We start from the raw sequence: 16,512 nt of genomic DNA, 5'->3' as shown, positions 1-16,512 counted from the left end.
CAGAACTGTGCCACGGTCGGGCGGGCGAGCAGCTCCTCGACCGGGAGGTGGACACCGAAGTGTCGGCGGAGTCGGCCGAGCAGCTGGATGGCCACGATGCTGTCCCCGCCCGACCGGAAGAAGTCGTCGTGAATGCCGACCCTGTCAATGCCCAACACTTGGGTCCAGGTGTCGGCGGTGGCCTGCTCAAGCTCATTGCGCGGGGCCGCGTACTCGTCGCCCACCGCTAGGCGCTGACCGTCCGGAGCCGGCAGCGACTTGCGGTCGACCTTGCCGTTGGGTGTGAGCGGCAGCGCCTCCAGTACTACGAACGCCGAAGGCACCATGTGGTCGGGCAGCCGCCCCTTCAGGAACGACTGCAGTTGTGCCGTCGTCAGAGCCTGGGTGCCGGTCGGCACCACGTAAGCCACCAGGCGCTTGTCGCCAGGGGTGTCTTCCCGTGCTACCACGATGCACGAGCCGATCGAGTCATGGGCGCCGAGCAGAGCCTCGATCTCACCCAGCTCGATCCGGAAGCCCCGTACCTTCACCTGATCGTCGACCCGGCCGACGAACTCCAAGGTGCCATCGGCCGACCAACGCACCACGTCGCCGGTCCGGTACACCCGATCGTTCGGGTCGTCGGAGAACGGGTGGGGCACGAACCGTTCCGCGGTCAGCTCCGGCCGGTTCAGGTACCCCCTGGCAACCGACCCGCCGCCAATCCACAGCTCGCCCGCCACCCCCACCGGCACCGGACGGCCGGACCGGTTCATCACGAATACCTGAGTGTTTGCGATCGGCCGCCCGATCGGGACGCGTGAGGTGGGTCCTTCGATAACAGCCGTGGTCGCCGTGACCGTGGTCTCACTGGGGCCATAGGCGTTGAAGACCGGCGTACTGCTGTGCTCGAACCACCGCTCCAGCAGGCCGGGCGGCACGGCTTCGCCCGCGAGGACCAGCTTTCGCAGAGTGCTCTGGGCCAGCCGGCGGACGCGCGAGAAACTCAGCAACTGGGCCCAGACAGAAGCCGGCGCCTGCATAAGTGTGACGCCGCTGCGCTCGATGGCGGCCACCACGGCATCGGGGTCGAAGTCTTTCCCGCGTAGGACAAGCGTCGCGCCAGCCATCAGAGCCGGAAAGATCTGCTCGACCGAGCTGTCGAAGGATATCGACGCGAACTGCAGGACCCTATCACTCGGGGTCAGCCCGTACCGCTGCCTCATCTCCCACATGCGGCAGATCAGGTTGTCGTGCTGGATCTGGACGCCCTTGGGGATTCCGGTGGAGCCGGACGTGTAGACGATGTAGGCCAGGTTGTCCGGGCCAGCCGCAGGGGCGGGATCGGTGCTCGGGCCGGCGCTGATGGCATCCAGATCGGCATCCATGCGCACCAAGGTGCAGGTCACGTCAACAGTGAAGCGGTGTTCCAAACCTGCCTGGGTGACCACGACGGGAGCGGCAGTATCCTCCTGCATGAACGACAGACGCTCGGCCGGGTAGGCCGGGTCCATCGGCACGTAGGCTCCGCCGGCCTTGAGGATGCCCAGCATCGCGACGATCATGTGCGGACCGCGTTCCAGGCAGATACCCACCAAGGTCTCCGGCCCTACACCCAGACCGCGCAGATGATGAGCGAGTTGGTTGGCTTGCTTGTTCAACTCCCGGTACGAGAGGCTGGCCTCGTCGAGCACGACGGCCACGGCCTCCGGGGACGCCGCGGCCTGCTGCTCGACCAACTGGTGAACGCATTGGAACCGGGGGTAGTCCGCGGCGGTGTCGTTCCATTCCTCCAAGATCTGCAGACGCTCGGCCTCCGACAGGATGTCCAGCCGACTCAACGGCGCCTGGGGGTCGGCCGCCGCGCCGGCCAACAGAGTGCGGAAGTGCGTCGCCATCCGCTCCGCTGTGACACCGTGGAACAGGTCGCTGCTGTAGTCCAGGCCGACCAGCAGCTCATTCCCCGTGTCCTTGACCGTCATCGCCAGGTCGCACGGCCCGGCCCCCGGGGCAGCCTCCACGGGCCTGGCCGCCGCCGAGGCCGCCTCGTCGCCGACGGCGATCTCTTGCAGCACGAACGACGCCTGGAACAGCGTAGTCAGCGACAGGTCCCGCTCCAGCGCCAGCTCTTCGACCAACCGCCCGAACGGCACGTCCTGATGAGAGCGGATGGCCAGTACTCGCTGGTGCACCCGCTGGAACAGCTCGCTGACCGTCGGGTCACCTGCCACGTCGCCGCGCAGGACCAGGGTTTCCGCGACGTCTCCGGCCGTTCCCACCGTGAAGTTGTCCTGACCGCTGTACTCGGCCAGGAGCACCTGGAACACCGAGACCAGTGCTGCGAACAGGGGAACACCCGCGTTCCGGGATGCCTCGCGGAGCCTGGCAGCGGTCCCGGCATCGACGATGCAGGCCACCGACCCAACTTCGTCCGTGCGTACCGCCGGGCGGGGACGGTCCGTCGGCAGCTCCAACGGCTCCAGCCCTCCCAACTGCATACGCCAGAAATCCAGTTGTCGGCCGAACTCGGCGACCTGGTCAGACACAATGTGATCCTTACTGTCCGTACGGCTTCGGAAGGGCGCCCGTGGGCCTTTCCACCACGAATTCGGAGACCCGGCCGTGAGTTGACCCCAGCGTCAACGGCTCAGCGTTGCGCTGTTCGGAGAAGGCGGACCGGCAGCGTGCTCGGCCCGTTCACGACGATGGACGAGAGCAGAACTGGCTCCCCGGCCGGCTCTATCACGTCGAAGAGCGTGGCCATCTCGCCATAGAGCGTCTGCAGCTCGGCCCGCGCAAGGATGCCGCCAATGCAGAAGTGCTCGCCCGTACCCAGGGCAATATGGCGGTTCGGCGTCCGACGGATGTCGAACGTGTCCGGGGCGGCGAAGACCTCCTCGTCCCGGTTGGCGGACGGCATCCACAGTGTGACCCGCTCGCCCTCGCCGATGGTGCGCCCTCCGATCGTGACCGCGGTACGCGTGGTCCGCAGCAGGTGGGTCGGCGTTGTGGTCCACCGGAGCACCTCTTCGATCGCGCCGGGCAGCAGGCCCGGATCAGCGCGCAGGGCCTGCCACTGGGCCGGCTCTTGAAGCAACTGATGGATGCCGGAAGAGGCCGCGATCCTCACGTTCTCGGTACCGCCGATGAACACGTTGTCGCAGTTGAGCAGCAGTTCGCTCTCGGTCAGCCGATGACCGTCGACCTCCGCGACGGCCAGGTCGCTGATGATGTCGTCCCCGGGCGATCGGCGCTTCTCGTCGGCGAGGTCGAGCAGGTACTCCATGAGTTTGACATGGGACGAACGCCGCTCCTCGGGGTCATCCGAGCAGAAGGCCCGACTGGTGATCCCGAACAGGTAGTCGCGGTCGGTGTCTGGAATGCCCATCAGTCGGCTGATCACATAGAGCGGGAGCCGGGCGGCAACGTCGTTGACGAACTCGACCGTCCCCCTCTCGGCAGCCTCGGCGAGCAGCGTCTGCGCTATCTCACAGATGACGGGCCTCAGTTGCCGGACCGCTCGCTCGGAGAACCAGGACTTGATGATCGACCTCAGCTGGCGGTGCCGCGGCGGGTCCGTCAGGGCGAGTGTCCGGCCCCCGCCCGGGTCTCGCCCGTGGTTGGCGGGCCGGAGCAGGATCCCCTCCGCGGAGCTGTACACCTCCGGATTACCCAGGACCGATACGATGTCGTTGTACTTGGTGAGGGCCCAGAACCCGGGCATCCCCCGGGAGGGCTCGTGCCAGTACACGGGGGCGTTGCGGCGAAGCCACCGCCAGACGGAGTGCGGATCGCCGGTCGCGTACAGCTGCGGATCGGCGAGATCGATGTGGGGTTTCTGATCCACCCCGCCGGTGGGGGACAGCGGCAGCGTCATGTGTCAGTGGCCTCTATCGGAGTGAGGGTGGCGCTGAGCACCAGTGGGTCGGGCCTACAGGTTGGGGAAGTACGACTGCAGAGCGCCAGCACGCCGGATGTCGACCGTGCAGCAGTGGAAGCTCCCGCCGAAGTGGTACACGTTGGCGAACGGGATAGCGATCACCCGGAACCCGAAGGACTTGAGGAAGTCGATCATCGGCTGTTCGCGCTCCTCACAGATGATCGTGTCCTCGTTCACGTTGAAGACGTTCATGGAGATCCACTTGCTGACCTCCACCGAGCGCATGTAGCCACGCCGGACCGAAGGCGGTGCCATGACTACCTTCCAGCCGTTCGCCTCGAGCCTGGCGATGGTGTCGTCGATGGGCGGCCGGCCCGGGTTCATCATCATCAGGCCGGGGCGCAGCGGCACCATGGTGGCGTCGATGTGCTGCGGATGCGCGTCAGCGAAGCGGACGCGGTGCAGGCGGTACTCGGGTCCGAGGTGCCGGGCCAGCCAGCGCGCGCCGAAGTCGTTCGTCACGATGTCGGGCTGGTAGAAGATGTCCCGACCGCAGCGGGCGAAGCTCGCCGCGTCGAAACAGGGTTCCGCGTCGCTCAGCGCCGGATTCGTGTCGGCGTCGAAGCCGCCCGACTCTGCGGAGAAGTCGCCGACGTACATCGCATCGGACATGCTGGGCTTGGGCGCTGCGGCCCAGCGGGCCCCCGCGTTGAAGTACTCGGTGACCAGTGGGCGGTACGGCAGGTACTCGAAGAACCGGCTGCGCATCGCCATCGATGCCTCGATGATCTCGTCGCCGACCACGAGCAGGACGTCCCGCGGACAGGTGCTGGAGTTCTGGCCGCGCACCTGGAAGGTGGGGGTGCGCACCTCGGTAAGAAAGTCCATCGGCACGGGCCGACGTACGACGACACCCTCCTGCCTGAGCACCTCCGCCAAGGTGTCCAACTGCTCCTGTGCGAGTTTGAGTTCGCCCTCGTCGCGGCGCCCGGCCTCGAACCCGCGGTCCGCGGCATCCGGGAAGTACGGGCGCAGGGCGGGCTCGAATCCCGGTCGCGCGCCGTTGGTGACGCTGCCGACGATGACCTCTTCGAGGGGGTCCCAGCCGTTGTAGGAGTTCACGACAGGGGACGAGCTGGACATGGCTGTGCCTCCGATAGCTTGCGAGCAAAGGGCTTGCGATGCGGCCGGGTGGAATCAGTCCATTGCAACGACGATCTTGCGCAGCCCTCCGGAGGTGCCGCGGCCGTACGCGAACAGCAGGTTCTGCAGGATCATGATCTCGCCTCGTTGCCAGGCGAGCCGCGTCTTCTCCTGCTCATACGCGCCGCGGACGTGCTCGAGAACTCCGGGCTCCATGGGCGAGCCGTTGCCGTACAGGTATGGTCCTGGGCATTTTTGAAGGGTCGCGGCAGGACCACGGGGCCGCGGCCGTCCGGGTCGGCGAATTCGACGGACACGACGTCAGTCGACATGTTCACGACGTACAAGCCAGCCTTTCGAACTTGGGGCAGACGTCAGACTGCTGCGACGTCGAAGTAGGTGTTGCGCTCCACCACCACACGGCTCGAGAAGCGCCAGAAGTCCGCGAAGCGCACCTCGAGCGGGTCCCCGTCGTGCGAGGTGCCGCTGAAGCTGCCACGCGCAGCGACCGTGTCCGCGTCCTCGACGATCGACTCCAGGTAGTGCCGACCGGCCGAGATCACCCGCTCAGCGCGGTAGAACTCGTTGATCGCGGGCAGGCCCACGAGCACGCGGTAGCCGGGGCGGCGATAGACCGCGTCCTCCGAGAAGCAGGCCAGCGCGGCCGCGATGTCGCGCTGGTCGATGTACCGGTAGTAGTCGCCGACGACCACGGAGAGCTGCCCCGAGGCCTCGGCCGGATCACGTATCAGGTCCACGAGATCACCGTCTTGTCGTCAGCGAACCCGAGAATCCCTGAGAGAGTCACTCGCCGCGCGTCCAGGTCGCGCGCAGACTCGACGGCGTGCACATGCGCCGCGTTGAACAGGTAGATGTCACCTGGCCGCACGTCGAGCCGCACCCGGTCGAAACCGCTCAACCACTCGGGCGCGTAGGGCGAGCCGGTATAGCGGACGCCGAGCCTATCCCGGGTCGCCTCGTCAGGACACAGGTTCCACACCGCCAGCCGGCCGTCGGAACCGTTGTCCAGGCAAATGTTGAGCCCGACGATCGGATAGGCCGTCACTTGCTGAATCTCAAAACCGATCTGCTTCGGATCCTCGCACTGCCCGCGATCCTCGTGCGGGTCCAGTGCGAATTCGCGCTGCCCGTGCCAGGACCGGAAGACGCCCGGGCACGCCTCGCGGCCATCGTGGCGCGCGGGACGGAACTCCATTCCTGAGAGCGCGAGTTCCTCCTCGAGCCGCTGGAACAGACCGTTCAGCGGCTCCCCTGGCACGTTCAGAGCGGCCCGCAGGTCAGCTGCCACGGCATCCGCCTGGTCGAGGTAGGCGTCGATGGTCTTGTTGTAGTGGTAGGCGCCAAGGTACTCGCCCGGAGCGTCCATTCCGCGCGTCCGACGCCCCGGACTGTTCTGGAAGTTGGTGATCAGAGCCTCGCGAGTGGCGGCGGGTACGACGTCGCGGAACACCACACCAAGCCGCCGTCCGCAGAGCACGTCCACGACCCGGGACGGCGACACCTCGTCGCACTCGACGAAGCGGAAGTACTCGGTCGATCCCTCCCAGCCGGTCACGCCGGGATAACGGGAATCTCCGGACGAACGCAGCACAGCATCAAGCGGAACAGAATTCGATATCATCGAATACCTCATTCACGAAAACCTTGCTCGGCCATTCAAACCACCTTGCAGACAAGGTGAGCCGACGAACGAACAATCAGCACACTAGGTTGGCATTCAGAAGACTGTCAAGCCCTTTCCAAGTGCCCGCATCAGCGCAGGACGCGAAGCACAGGAGCGGCAAAGGCTCATGAGAAAAGACTACAAGAATGGGTCATGGGAATTTCTCCAGACTAGCCAGCCGTACGCTGCACGCATGCCGAAGCGGCCAGCGATGGCACCCATTCGCACTACCATTACCAGGATGTCACTCCACCCCACCCCGCGTCCACACGGTCCATGGCTCTCGCGGCATGCCATTGCGCGGCCGGCTCACGCCGCAAAGGCATGCGCTCACCGATCGACCGGACATTGACCCTAACAGCAGCGTTCTGGAATCTCTTCACTTCGCCGAGATTTAACATTCCCTTCATGATTTTACAGCGAACCAGAAAGCGCCTATATGCTGCCGGGGAGACAAAGGGGCTCGCATGATCATCTGTGGTATAAAGGCATCGCACGACGGCGCTGTCGCGGTCATCGAGGATGGTCGCCTCCGGTTCAGCGTCGAAACGGAGAAGATAGATAACGGCGCCCGTTATAGTTCGCTCGACGACCTGCGGTACGTCACTGAGATCCTGGCCCGCGAGGGACTGTCCCCGGAGAACGTCGACCAGTTTGTGATCGACGGCTGGTACACCACCGGCACGGACGGCGGACACGCCGTGACCCTGAACAACGGCGGAACCCAGGTCGAGCTCGGCACCGCGCCCTACGTGGAGAGCCCCGGCGACGAGGGCCCGTTGCAGCGGCACTCATTCGTCGGCCGGGACTTCATCAACGGCGCCGACTACGTCAGTTTCAACCACGTGACCAACCACCTGCTCGGCGCCTACTGCTCCAGTTCCTTCGCCGCTCGTGGCGAGGACGCACTCGCGCTGGTGTGGGACGGCGGCATCGTGCCGCGCCTCTACCTGGTGCGTGCCACGACCCGCGAGGTGACTCTGGTATCCGTCCTGCTGCCGATCACCGGCAACACCTTCGCCGACTTCTGCGCGCAGTTCGGGCCCTACGCGTCCGACACCAGTCACCTGACGCCCGATGAGGTGATTCGGCATCACCTGTCCATCGCAGGCAAGGCCATGGCATACGCCGCACTCGGCACGGCGCAGCCGAACGTGTTCCCGCTGCTCGACGAGTTCATCTCCGGCTTTCCGGGGATCGACCCGGACAACGCCAAGACGCTGGGCGCGAAGATCGCCTCGAACCGGGACGACCTGCTGCTGGGACTGACCGACGCCGACATCATCGCGACCTTCCAGGACTACCTCGGACAGCGGTTGCTCGAACGGCTCAGCGCGGTGGTCCGGCGGCGCTTCCCCGGAGAGCGGCTCAACCTTGTCCTCGGCGGCGGCTGCGCGCTGAACATCAAGTGGAACTCGCTGATCCGCGCCTCCGGGCTATTCCAGGACGTGTACGCGCCGCCGTTCCCGAACGACGCCGGAGCGGCCATCGGTACCGCCGTATGCGAGTCCTTCCACCGCGGAAACCTCGCATTGGAGTGGGACGTCTACAGCGGTCCCGCGCTGGTCGACGGCCGCACGCCGGACGGATGGCGGACGGCGCCCTGTGACGAGCGTCAGCTGGCGCAGCTGCTGCACACCGAAGGCGAGCCCGTGGTCGTGCTTTCCGGCCGCGCTGAGCTGGGCCCGCGGGCGCTGGGTAATCGAAGCATTCTGGCCCCGGCCACCGACCCCGGCATGAAGGCCCGGCTGAATGCGATCAAGAATCGGGCCGACTACCGGCCGGTGGCTCCGCTCTGCCTTGAGGAGCATGCGACCGAAGTGTTCACTCCCGGCACACCGGACCCGTACATGCTCTTCGAACACCGCTTGCAGCCTGACTGGGCCGAGCGCGTCCCGGCGGTCGTCCACCTCGACGGCACCGCCCGGCTGCAGACGATCAGCGCGCACAACCACTCTGCCGCCGCCCGGGTGCTGGCCGCATACGCCGAAATCAGCGGCGTGCCCGTGCTCTGCAACACCAGCGCGAACCTCGAGGGGCGCGGCTTCTTTCCCGACGTCGGCTCCGCTGCCCGCTGGGGTGGGACGCGATACATCTGGTCCAAGGGCGTGCTGTACACGAACCCCAACGCGCAGTCAGGCCCACGACGTTGAGGGCCGGCGAGACCGAAGGGCAGGGTCGAACCCATATGTTCGGCGATCTGGCTGTAGTGTCCCCTGGCTCGGCGCGAGAGTTGCTCGTGAGGGTATTGCGGCGCAACGCACGCGCGGTGGGAGCCTGCTTCGCGCTGCTCTCGGTCTGGCAGCTGGCCGAGGCGATGGTCCCGGTCGTGGTCGGCGAGTTCATCGACCGCGCCGTCGTCTCCGGTGACGTCCCCGCCCTGATCGGCTGGGGCGCGCTGCTGGCGTTGATATTCGCCGCGCTGATGTACTTCTACCGCTACGGCGCGCTCATGGCGTACAAGGTCGACCAGTTCGAGGCACATCGTCTCAGGGTCGAGATCGCCGAGCACGTGCTGCGTCCGCTCAGCGCGCGTACCGGCCGGCACCCGGGCGCGACCCTGTCCCTGGCCACGAATGACGCGGATGGCGTCGGCACGCTCGCGCAGTCGGCGGGCAACACCTTCGCCTCGGCGGTCGCCGCGGTGGTCAGCGCCGTCGTATTGCTCAGAATCGACCTCGTCATCGGCTTGACGGTGCTCCTCGGCGTGCCGCTCGTGCTCTTCGTCACCCAACTGGTCGCGCCCGCGATCTCCCGCCGCAGCCGCGAGCATCGCGGCCAGGTCGCCGCCACCGCCGCGCAGGCCGCGGACCTGGTGCGCGGACTGCGCGTGGTCAAGGGCATCGGTGCCGAGGACGAGGCCGCAGCGCGCTATCGGGTGCGCAGCCAGGTCGCCAAGACCGCCAGCATCCGGGTATCCGTATCGCAGGCGCTGATGAAGGCCGTGTCCGCCGGTCTGAGCGGACTCTTCCTGGCCGCGGTGACCTTGCTCGCCGGGGCGCGGGCCCTCGAGCACGAGATCACGATCGGCCAGCTGATCGCGATCGTCGGCCTCACGCAGTTCCTCGCCGTGCCCATCCAGGCCCTCGGCCAGGTCGGCGCCCTGGTGGCGGACGGCCATGCCTCAGCCACCCGGATCGTCGAGTTCCTGCACACACCGCCGCTGTTGGAAGCCGGCTCCTTGGGGACGGAGCGTTCGCACCCGGAACTCGTACTGGACAAGGTGACCGTCGGCGCGCTGCGCACGTTTTCGCTGGCGTCGCGGCCCGGGGAACTGCTCTGTTTGGTGATCGACGATCCGGCCGTTAGCAGGACCCTGGTCCAACTGCTGGCCGGCGAGATCTCCACTGCCGAAGTCTCCGGCGAAGTGCGCCTGGGCGATGCCGCGTTCGATTCCCTGAGCATCTCGGCGCGCCGGAAACGACTGCTGGTCAATCCGCACCAGACCGACTTGCTGCACGGAACGCTGCGCGCGAGCCTCGACCCGGACGGCCGGCACGAGGACGCCGATCTCGCACGGTTCCTCACCGCCGCGGCGGCGCACGACATCGTCCGGCTGGACGCGAGCGGCCTTGACCAGCCGGTCGCCGCAAAGGGAGGCAACTACTCCGGCGGGCAACGGCAGCGGATCGCGCTTGCCCGCGCACTGGCCGCCGACTCCGTGATCCTCGTGCTGGACAACCCCACCACCGCCGTGGACGCGGTGACCGAGCAGCGGATCGCAACTGGCATCAGGGAGCTGCGTCACCAGGCGGACGCACGTACCACGTGGATCGTCACCACCAGCCCGGCGCTGCTCGACCAGGCCGACCGGGTGGTTCATGTGGCGAACGGCCGGGTGGCCGGCAGCGGAACCCATCGGGAGTTGCTCAGTCGACCCGAGTATGAGGAGTTGGTCCTGCGATGAGCATGAATTCCGAGCTGCTACCGATCGCAACGTCCCGTCAGACGTTCCGCTTCGTGCTCCACGCGCTGGCCGCCGACCGCTCTGCGAGCACAATCACGGCCCTCATGTTCCTGCTGGCGGGCGCGGCCGGACTGGTCGCCCCGTGGGTCTTCGGCGCGATCGCGGACGACGTCAGAGCCGGCCGGAACACCGTCGTGTCCTCCTTCCTGTTCATCGCGGCGGCGGCCGTGGCTGGCGCCGTGTTCGGCGGGATCGCCACGGTGATGCTGGCGCGGGTGGGCGAGCCCGCCCTTGCCGGACTGCGGGAGCAGGTGCTCAGTCGTGCCCTGCACCTGCCCGCCGCCCGGATCGAGCGGAGCACGACCGGAGACTTGCTCTCCCGGCTCTCCGACGACGTGCGGACCGTATCCGACGGCTTCAAGAGCGTCGTGCCGGTGATCGCGAACGCGGCCGTCGCGATCGTGTTCACCTTCACCGGAGTGCTGACGCTCGACTGGCGGCTCGGCCTGGCCATGGCGTGCGCGGCACCGGCTTACCTCCTGAGCCTGCGCTGGTATCTACCGCGCTCACGGCCGCTCTACCGCAAACAGCGCGTCTTCCAGGGCGAGCGCGCCGAGGCTCTACTCACCGGTATCAACGGAGCACCCACGGCCCGGGCCTTCGGAATCGGTCCGACGCTTCTGCGGCGGGTCGAGGAGAGCTCGCGGCAGTCGGCGGACACGTCCGTGTCCGTCTATACGCTCATGCTGCGCTTCCTGAACCGCAACAACCTTGCCGAGTTCACCGGTCTGGCCCTGGTGCTGGGCGTCGGTTTCGTCCTGATGCGCGATCACGCCATCACGGTCGGGGCCGTCACCGCCGGCGCGCTGTACTTCCTGCGGCTGTTCGGCCCGATCAGCGGGCTGCTGTTCACGTTCGACCGCTTCCAGTCGATGGGCGCGGCACTGTCCAGGCTCGTCGGCATCGTGGAAATGCCATCGGCGGCCGAGCCGACCGCGGATGCCGCTGTCGGTCCCGGCGCGATGGAACTGGTCGGAATCCAGCACGAGTACGTGCCGGGCAAGCCGATTCTGCACGGCGTCGATCTCCGGATCGATGCTGGCGAGCGGGTCGCGCTGGTCGGCGCCACCGGAGCAGGAAAGACGACGCTCGGCCTGATCGCCGCCGGGATGCTCAAGCCGACAGGGGGCAAGGTGTTGGTCGACAGCAGGCCGCTCGATCCGGAAGTGTCCGCGGCACACTCCCGGATCTTCCTGGTCAACCAGGACGCGCACGCCTTCGCCGGCACCGTGCGGGACTTCCTGACTCTGGCAAGGCCCGAGGCCAGCGACGAGGACGTGTGTCAGGCGCTGGCCGACACCTTCGCGGACCGCTGGGTCGCTGCACTGCCCGACGGTCTCGACACAGTTATCGGGGACGCGGGCCACCAGCTGACACCCAACCAGCTGCAGCACCTCGCGCTGTGCCGGATCATGCTCGGCGATCCGTGGTTCATCGTGATGGACGAGGCCACGGCGGAAGCGGGTTCGACCGGCGCGCGCGTCCTCGAGCGAGCCGCCGAGGCCGCGATGCGCGGCCGCACCGCCTTCGTCGTGGCACACCGGCTGACCCAGGCCCGGCTGGCAGACCGCATCCTCGTCATGCATGAAGGCGAGGTGGTCGAAGAGGGCACCCATGACGAGTTGCTGGCCCTGAACGGCCGCTACGCCGAGCTTTGGCGGGCCTGGACCGGGAGCCGTATGGGCTGACTTGCCGGTATCCCCACCACCACGAACAGTTCGAAGTCCCCCTCACCGGGACGCTATATGCAGGAGAAAAGGTGTCGTCGGTTATATCCGATCGCTTGACGAAGCTCGACGGCGTCATATCGACGCTGGGGCCCAGTGGAACGGACTCCGCCCACGAGGCGAGGAAGCACTGCTCGAACGTCGTCTTGTTCCCCTCGTTCGCCGCCGCCGTCGAGCACGCCGAACAGACCGACGGGTACGTGCTGATGCCCACCGGATACCTCGACTTCCAGAACGGCCGGCTGGCCGATACCTGGGTGGACATGCACTTCCGGCTGCTCGGCAGGATGCGCATCGCCGACGTTTGGGAAAGCAGAACCAAGACGATGTGCCTGGCGATCAACCAGGAGCGGGTCGCCCACCGCGACTCCATCCGGTCCATCGCGCTGCACCCGGCCACGGCCGTCTTCGCGCGGCAGTCCTGCGCCGGAGCCGAGACGCGCTTCGTCAGTTCGAAACCGCTGGCCGTGCAAGCCGCCGCGAACGGCAGCGTCGACGCCTGCATCGGCTCGGTCGACGTGGTCGCGGACTCGAACCTGAAACCGATCGACTACTTCCACCCGACGATGGTGTGGGCCCTCTACCGCAAGGAGCATTGAGCATGTATCCCGATTGGATCAGGAAGCTGCCGCAGGTCAATACGCCGTTCCCGGGCGCCGTCGGCTGGATGATGTCCAGCCCGCATGGCCAGGTCGTGCTTTGGGAGTTCCGCGAGGGCGCCGAGGTCAAGCCGCACCGGCACGGCCCACAGCTGGGCTTCGTGCTCGGTGGCCGGACCGTGATGACGATCGGGGGCGAAACGCGCGCCTGGCTGGCGGGCGAGACCTTCGCCATAGCGGACCAGCAGGAACACTCGGCGGTCGTAGATCCCGGCACCTTCATCGTCGAGATCTTCGAGGAATCCGACCGTCACAAGGCGGAGTAGCGAAGCGGTGGCGGACCCGGGGAGGGGTTGATCATGGATTTGGGGCTGGCCGGCCGGGTTTACGTCGTCGGCGGCGGCAGCCGAGGTTTGGGGTTCGCCGTCGCGCGGGTGCTGACGGAAGAGGGCGCACGCGTGGTGCTCTCGGGGCGGGACGCCGCGTCGCTGGCCACCGCGGTCGAGGCACTTGGCGAGCCCCGGGCGACGGGTGCCGTGGCCGACAGCGCCGATCCCGGCTCCCCAGAACGCCTGGTGGCCGTCGCGCTCGATCGCTGGGGGCGCTTGGACGGGGCTCTGGTCAACAGCGGCGGCCCACCACTCGGTGACGCGCTGGACGTCCCCGACGACGCCTGGCGGGACTCGTTCGAATCGGTGTTCCTGGGAGCCGTCCGCACCGCACGGGCGATCAGTGCGAATCTCTCAGAGGGCGGCTCGATGGCCTTCGTCCTGTCCACCTCGGCGCGCGTACCGATTCCCGGGCTGGACATCTCGAACGGCCTGCGGCCGGGTCTCGCCATGCTGACGAAGAGCCTCTCGGCACAGCTCGGTGAACAGGGCATCAGAGTTAACGCGCTGCTCCCCGGGCGCATCCGCACGGAGCGGACCGGCCTGGTCGATGCGGGCACCACCGGTTCGAGCGGGACAACCATCCCGCTGGGACGCGTCGGCGAACCGGCCGAGTTCGGTCGCGTCGCGGCCTTCGTGCTCTCGCCGACCGCGTCCTACCTCAGCGGCGCGGTGATCCCGGTCGACGGCGCTGCGACACGGGCGTATTGAGCACCCGCCGGGCACGTATCCGTTTCCTCCAGATTCAGTAAGGACCAGAAGTGCACTCCACCTCGGTACGAGGTTTCCTCAAGGTTCCCTTCGAGGGAACGCGATCCGGAGAGTTCCCGCTCACGTGGGGGCAGCGCTGGGTGTGGAACTCAGTCTCAACCCGGGCCCCGTACTACGCGGACCTGGGCGGCAGCTACGTCGTCGCGGTCCCGGACGAATGTGACCTGACGACGGTGTCCGGCGCGATCAATGGGATACTCAACAGGTACGAGACCTTCCGGAGCAGATACTCTATCGCTGCCGACGAGAGCATTCGGCAGACGGTCGTGGCCCGCGGCCACCTGCGCGTCGAGGTGCTCGAGGCCGACGCCGTTGATGCCCGGTCGGCGGCTTCGGCCGCCGAGAACGAGTTCAACAACCTGCCCTTCACACTGCCCGAACTGGCGCTCCGAGCCGCCGTCATCGTGACGGACGGTGTCCCTAGGTTCGTCGTCCTGTGCGCCTTCCACATGGCCATGGACTGTCACGGCATGGTGGCGGTCCTCGACGACTTCAGGGTGCTGCTAGGCGGCAAGACGATCAATTCGGGCCCGCCCGAGGTTGCCCACCCCGCCGACCGTGCGCTCGCGGAACAATCTCCGCAGGGTGTGCAGCGTTCGATACGCGGAGTTCAGTTCTGGGAGCGGGAGCTGGCGAAATTTCCCGAGGACCCGCTGCCGTACACCGGGCGAGGCCCGGAAAGCCCGCGGTACCAGACCTTCGCCCTGCGCTCCCAGGCCGTGCGCGCCGTGTCCCTCGCACTCGCCGAGGAACTGGGCGTCAGCATGACGTCCGTCATCCTGGCGATGGCCGCGTCACTGCTCGGCAGGAGATGCGGAAGCGGGATGTGCGGCATCGTTCTGGCCGCGAGCCACCGGTACGAAGCCGAGTCCATGCGTTACCCGGGGACCCTGGTCCAGGGCGTGCCGGTCGCACTCGACGTCTCCGAGGACGCGACGGAGAAGCTCATCTCCCGCTGTCACCGGGGGCAGATGCTCGCGGCGCTGGCCGGACACTGCCACCCGGACGATCTGGCTGCGATGCTGCGCGAGCGCTACAGCGCGGAGGCGGTCGAGGCCGCCCTGGCCTGCGTGGTGAACCTCAATCTTCCCACAGCCGACGACTCGACGGCCGCGGGCGGCACGCGGATCACACGGGCCGAGGCGGAACGTCTCACAGGGCAGTCCCGGTGCGAATTCCTCGAGGGAACGCCGGTGGAGAACGAGCGGTTCTACCTCGCCATGCAAGGCGATGCGTCGGACTTCTCCCTCACTCTGCGGGCCGACACCGCGGTACTCGCGCCCGCCGAGATCGTCAAGTTCCTGCGGGACCTCGAGCGCTCCGTGATCAACTGCCTGCCCTGTCCCATCGCGAGATGAGAGCACGCCCCAGCACCGCGAAGGAGCAGCACCATGCCACAGCCGGGCACCGCCGCGCAGGGTCCCGCCTTGCCTTGAAAGCCCGCTGTGACGGGGCAGCCGGCCACGGCCTGGCAGCAAGTTCCACTTCCGGGTCGCCGGACAGGGCGTTCCGCTCACCGTCTCGCTGGGTGTCGTGAGGAAATGGCCGCCAATAAAGCACATCTGTTATCTCTCCCTCCCCGAACACCGGAGCTGAACCGCATCGAATGAGCCTGGCGCTCGGTCAAGTACCGGGACATGCCCGTCCGCGTCTACACCACTGCCGAGGAGCTTCACACCATCGTCGACAAGGCCCTCACCAGGCGGGCCGCTGCGACGACGCCAGCCACAGCCCGATTACTCAAGATCGTTTAGAAGCCCTACTCGACATCCGAGCCGTGATCCGCGCTGGACGGATGTACAAGAGTTGGCCCGAAAAGAAGAGATGGGAACAGGTCAACCAACTACAAGCTCCGCCGCCCGCCACTTCAGCAACACGATGTTGGGAGCGACCACGGCCGGTAAGCCAGCGCTGCCCGCGGGCGGCGGGGGCCGCCGACAGGTCGCCGCTGTGCCCCTTGGCTGCGTAGGGTGCGTGGTCAGTTGCCGGTCGGCTGATTGACGGCATTGCAGATGGCCATGTCCAGGGTGCGCTTATCCGCGAGTTCGAGTTCGTAGTAGTAGCGGGCGCTGCCGGGGAGGTCTCGCAGTGCGCCGACGACGATCCGGGCTGCTTGGCCGTGAAGGCGGCGCAGCCAGTTGCGGGTTGCGATCTGCTGGTCGAAGTTGTTCGATGCCTCGTCCCAGGTGCACATGCCGCAGGCGGCCTCCTCCAGGAGGGCCCGCTGTTCTTCCTCTGCGACATGTCGGGCGATGGCACGCAGCCAGGCGATGGCCCGCTAGGCGGTGTCTTCAAATGATCTTGCGTGTTGGATCATGGTCGGGTGATACGTCGACATGAGCTGTCGGATGCCGAGTGGGAGTTTGTCCGGCC

At 67.1% G+C, this 16,512-nt stretch carries 13 protein-coding genes and 1 pseudogene; 7 read left to right on the top strand and 7 right to left on the bottom strand.

The window, feature by feature from the left end; genetic code table 11:
• Positions 1-2 precede the first annotated feature (2 nt).
• The 6 genes and pseudogenes from AB0A97_RS40225 to AB0A97_RS40200 form a co-directional block, all read right to left on the bottom strand.
• A pseudogene (locus tag AB0A97_RS40225) lies at positions 3-2,552 on the bottom strand (amino acid adenylation domain-containing protein); the annotation flags it as partial.
• A 74-nt stretch (positions 2,553-2,626) separates the two neighbouring features.
• Positions 2,627-3,856, bottom strand: a complete 1,230-nt coding sequence (locus tag AB0A97_RS40220; protein WP_361160654.1) for a cytochrome P450 — start codon at positions 3,854-3,856, stop codon at positions 2,627-2,629.
• Positions 3,857-3,910: 54 nt separating this feature from the next.
• Positions 3,911-5,002 carry a glycine amidinotransferase gene (locus tag AB0A97_RS40215; RefSeq protein ID WP_361160651.1) on the bottom strand — a complete coding sequence of 364 codons (1,092 nt, stop codon included), beginning with the start codon at positions 5,000-5,002 and terminating at the stop codon, positions 3,911-3,913.
• 54 nt (positions 5,003-5,056) lie between these two features.
• On the bottom strand, positions 5,057-5,218 hold the full coding sequence (locus AB0A97_RS40210; RefSeq protein WP_361160648.1) for a hypothetical protein: 162 nt from the start codon (positions 5,216-5,218) through the stop codon (positions 5,057-5,059).
• Between the two features lie 158 nt (positions 5,219-5,376).
• The gene (locus AB0A97_RS40205; RefSeq protein WP_361160645.1) at positions 5,377-5,760 is read right to left on the bottom strand and encodes a nuclear transport factor 2 family protein; all 384 of its coding nucleotides are present in this window, start codon (positions 5,758-5,760) and stop codon (positions 5,377-5,379) included.
• Complete coding sequence (locus AB0A97_RS40200; protein WP_361160642.1) at positions 5,751-6,614, bottom strand: hypothetical protein; 864 nt, start codon at positions 6,612-6,614, stop codon at positions 5,751-5,753. The genes AB0A97_RS40205 and AB0A97_RS40200 overlap by 10 nt, the downstream gene beginning before the upstream one ends.
• Before the next feature lie 539 nt (positions 6,615-7,153).
• Here AB0A97_RS40200 and AB0A97_RS40195 point away from each other — a divergent pair.
• The 7 genes from AB0A97_RS40195 (at position 7,154) to AB0A97_RS40165 (ending at position 15,497) form a co-directional block, all read left to right on the top strand.
• Positions 7,154-8,839 (top strand): carbamoyltransferase N-terminal domain-containing protein, encoded by a 1,686-nt coding sequence (locus AB0A97_RS40195; protein WP_361160639.1) that lies wholly within the window; start codon positions 7,154-7,156, stop codon positions 8,837-8,839.
• Between the two features lie 35 nt (positions 8,840-8,874).
• On the top strand, positions 8,875-10,593 hold the full coding sequence (locus AB0A97_RS40190; protein WP_361160635.1) for an ABC transporter ATP-binding protein: 1,719 nt from the start codon (positions 8,875-8,877) through the stop codon (positions 10,591-10,593).
• Entirely contained in the window at positions 10,590-12,341 is a 1,752-nt protein-coding gene (locus tag AB0A97_RS40185) for an ABC transporter ATP-binding protein (RefSeq protein WP_361160632.1), read from the top strand. The genes AB0A97_RS40190 and AB0A97_RS40185 overlap by 4 nt, the downstream gene beginning before the upstream one ends.
• Before the next feature lie 95 nt (positions 12,342-12,436).
• A complete protein-coding gene (locus AB0A97_RS40180; RefSeq protein ID WP_361160629.1) occupies positions 12,437-12,979 on the top strand; it encodes a hypothetical protein in 543 nt (180 codons plus the stop codon).
• Positions 12,980-12,981: 2 nt separating this feature from the next.
• Positions 12,982-13,305 carry a hypothetical protein gene (locus tag AB0A97_RS40175; protein ID WP_361160625.1) on the top strand — a complete coding sequence of 108 codons (324 nt, stop codon included), beginning with the start codon at positions 12,982-12,984 and terminating at the stop codon, positions 13,303-13,305.
• Between the two features lie 33 nt (positions 13,306-13,338).
• A complete protein-coding gene (locus AB0A97_RS40170; RefSeq protein WP_361160622.1) occupies positions 13,339-14,079 on the top strand; it encodes an SDR family oxidoreductase in 741 nt (246 codons plus the stop codon).
• Positions 14,080-14,129: 50 nt separating this feature from the next.
• On the top strand, positions 14,130-15,497 hold the full coding sequence (locus tag AB0A97_RS40165; protein WP_361160619.1) for a condensation domain-containing protein: 1,368 nt from the start codon (positions 14,130-14,132) through the stop codon (positions 15,495-15,497).
• 620 nt (positions 15,498-16,117) lie between these two features.
• On the opposite strand, the gene AB0A97_RS40160 is transcribed toward AB0A97_RS40165, so the two are convergent.
• Entirely contained in the window at positions 16,118-16,333 is a 216-nt protein-coding gene (locus AB0A97_RS40160) for a hypothetical protein (RefSeq protein WP_361160616.1), read from the bottom strand.
• Positions 16,334-16,512 lie beyond the last annotated feature (179 nt).

Source organism: Streptomyces sp. NPDC045470, assembly GCF_040646595.1.
GTDB lineage: Bacteria > Actinomycetota > Actinomycetes > Streptomycetales > Streptomycetaceae > Streptomyces.
Note: the sequence above shows the minus strand (reverse complement) of the source record. Positions and strands in the feature narration are given on the sequence as shown.

What these genes read in the sequence shown, in the direction of transcription:
- AB0A97_RS40170 (WP_361160622.1), top strand. Translation starts at nt 13,339, where the DNA reads ATGGATTTGGGGCTGGCCGGCCGGGTTTACGTCGTCGGCGGCGGCAGC.
- AB0A97_RS40175 (WP_361160625.1), top strand. Translation starts at nt 12,982, where the DNA reads ATGTATCCCGATTGGATCAGGAAGCTGCCGCAGGTCAATACGCCGTTC.
- AB0A97_RS40185 (WP_361160632.1), top strand. Translation starts at nt 10,590, where the DNA reads ATGAGCATGAATTCCGAGCTGCTACCGATCGCAACGTCCCGTCAGACG.
- AB0A97_RS40210 (WP_361160648.1), bottom strand. Translation starts at nt 5,218, where the DNA reads ATGGAGCCCGGAGTTCTCGAGCACGTCCGCGGCGCGTATGAGCAGGAG.
- AB0A97_RS40220 (WP_361160654.1), bottom strand. Translation starts at nt 3,856, where the DNA reads ATGACGCTGCCGCTGTCCCCCACCGGCGGGGTGGATCAGAAACCCCAC.
- AB0A97_RS40195 (WP_361160639.1), top strand. Translation starts at nt 7,154, where the DNA reads ATGATCATCTGTGGTATAAAGGCATCGCACGACGGCGCTGTCGCGGTC.
- AB0A97_RS40215 (WP_361160651.1), bottom strand. Translation starts at nt 5,002, where the DNA reads ATGTCCAGCTCGTCCCCTGTCGTGAACTCCTACAACGGCTGGGACCCC.
- AB0A97_RS40160 (WP_361160616.1), bottom strand. Translation starts at nt 16,333, where the DNA reads ATGTGCACCTGGGACGAGGCATCGAACAACTTCGACCAGCAGATCGCA.
- AB0A97_RS40190 (WP_361160635.1), top strand. Translation starts at nt 8,875, where the DNA reads ATGTTCGGCGATCTGGCTGTAGTGTCCCCTGGCTCGGCGCGAGAGTTG.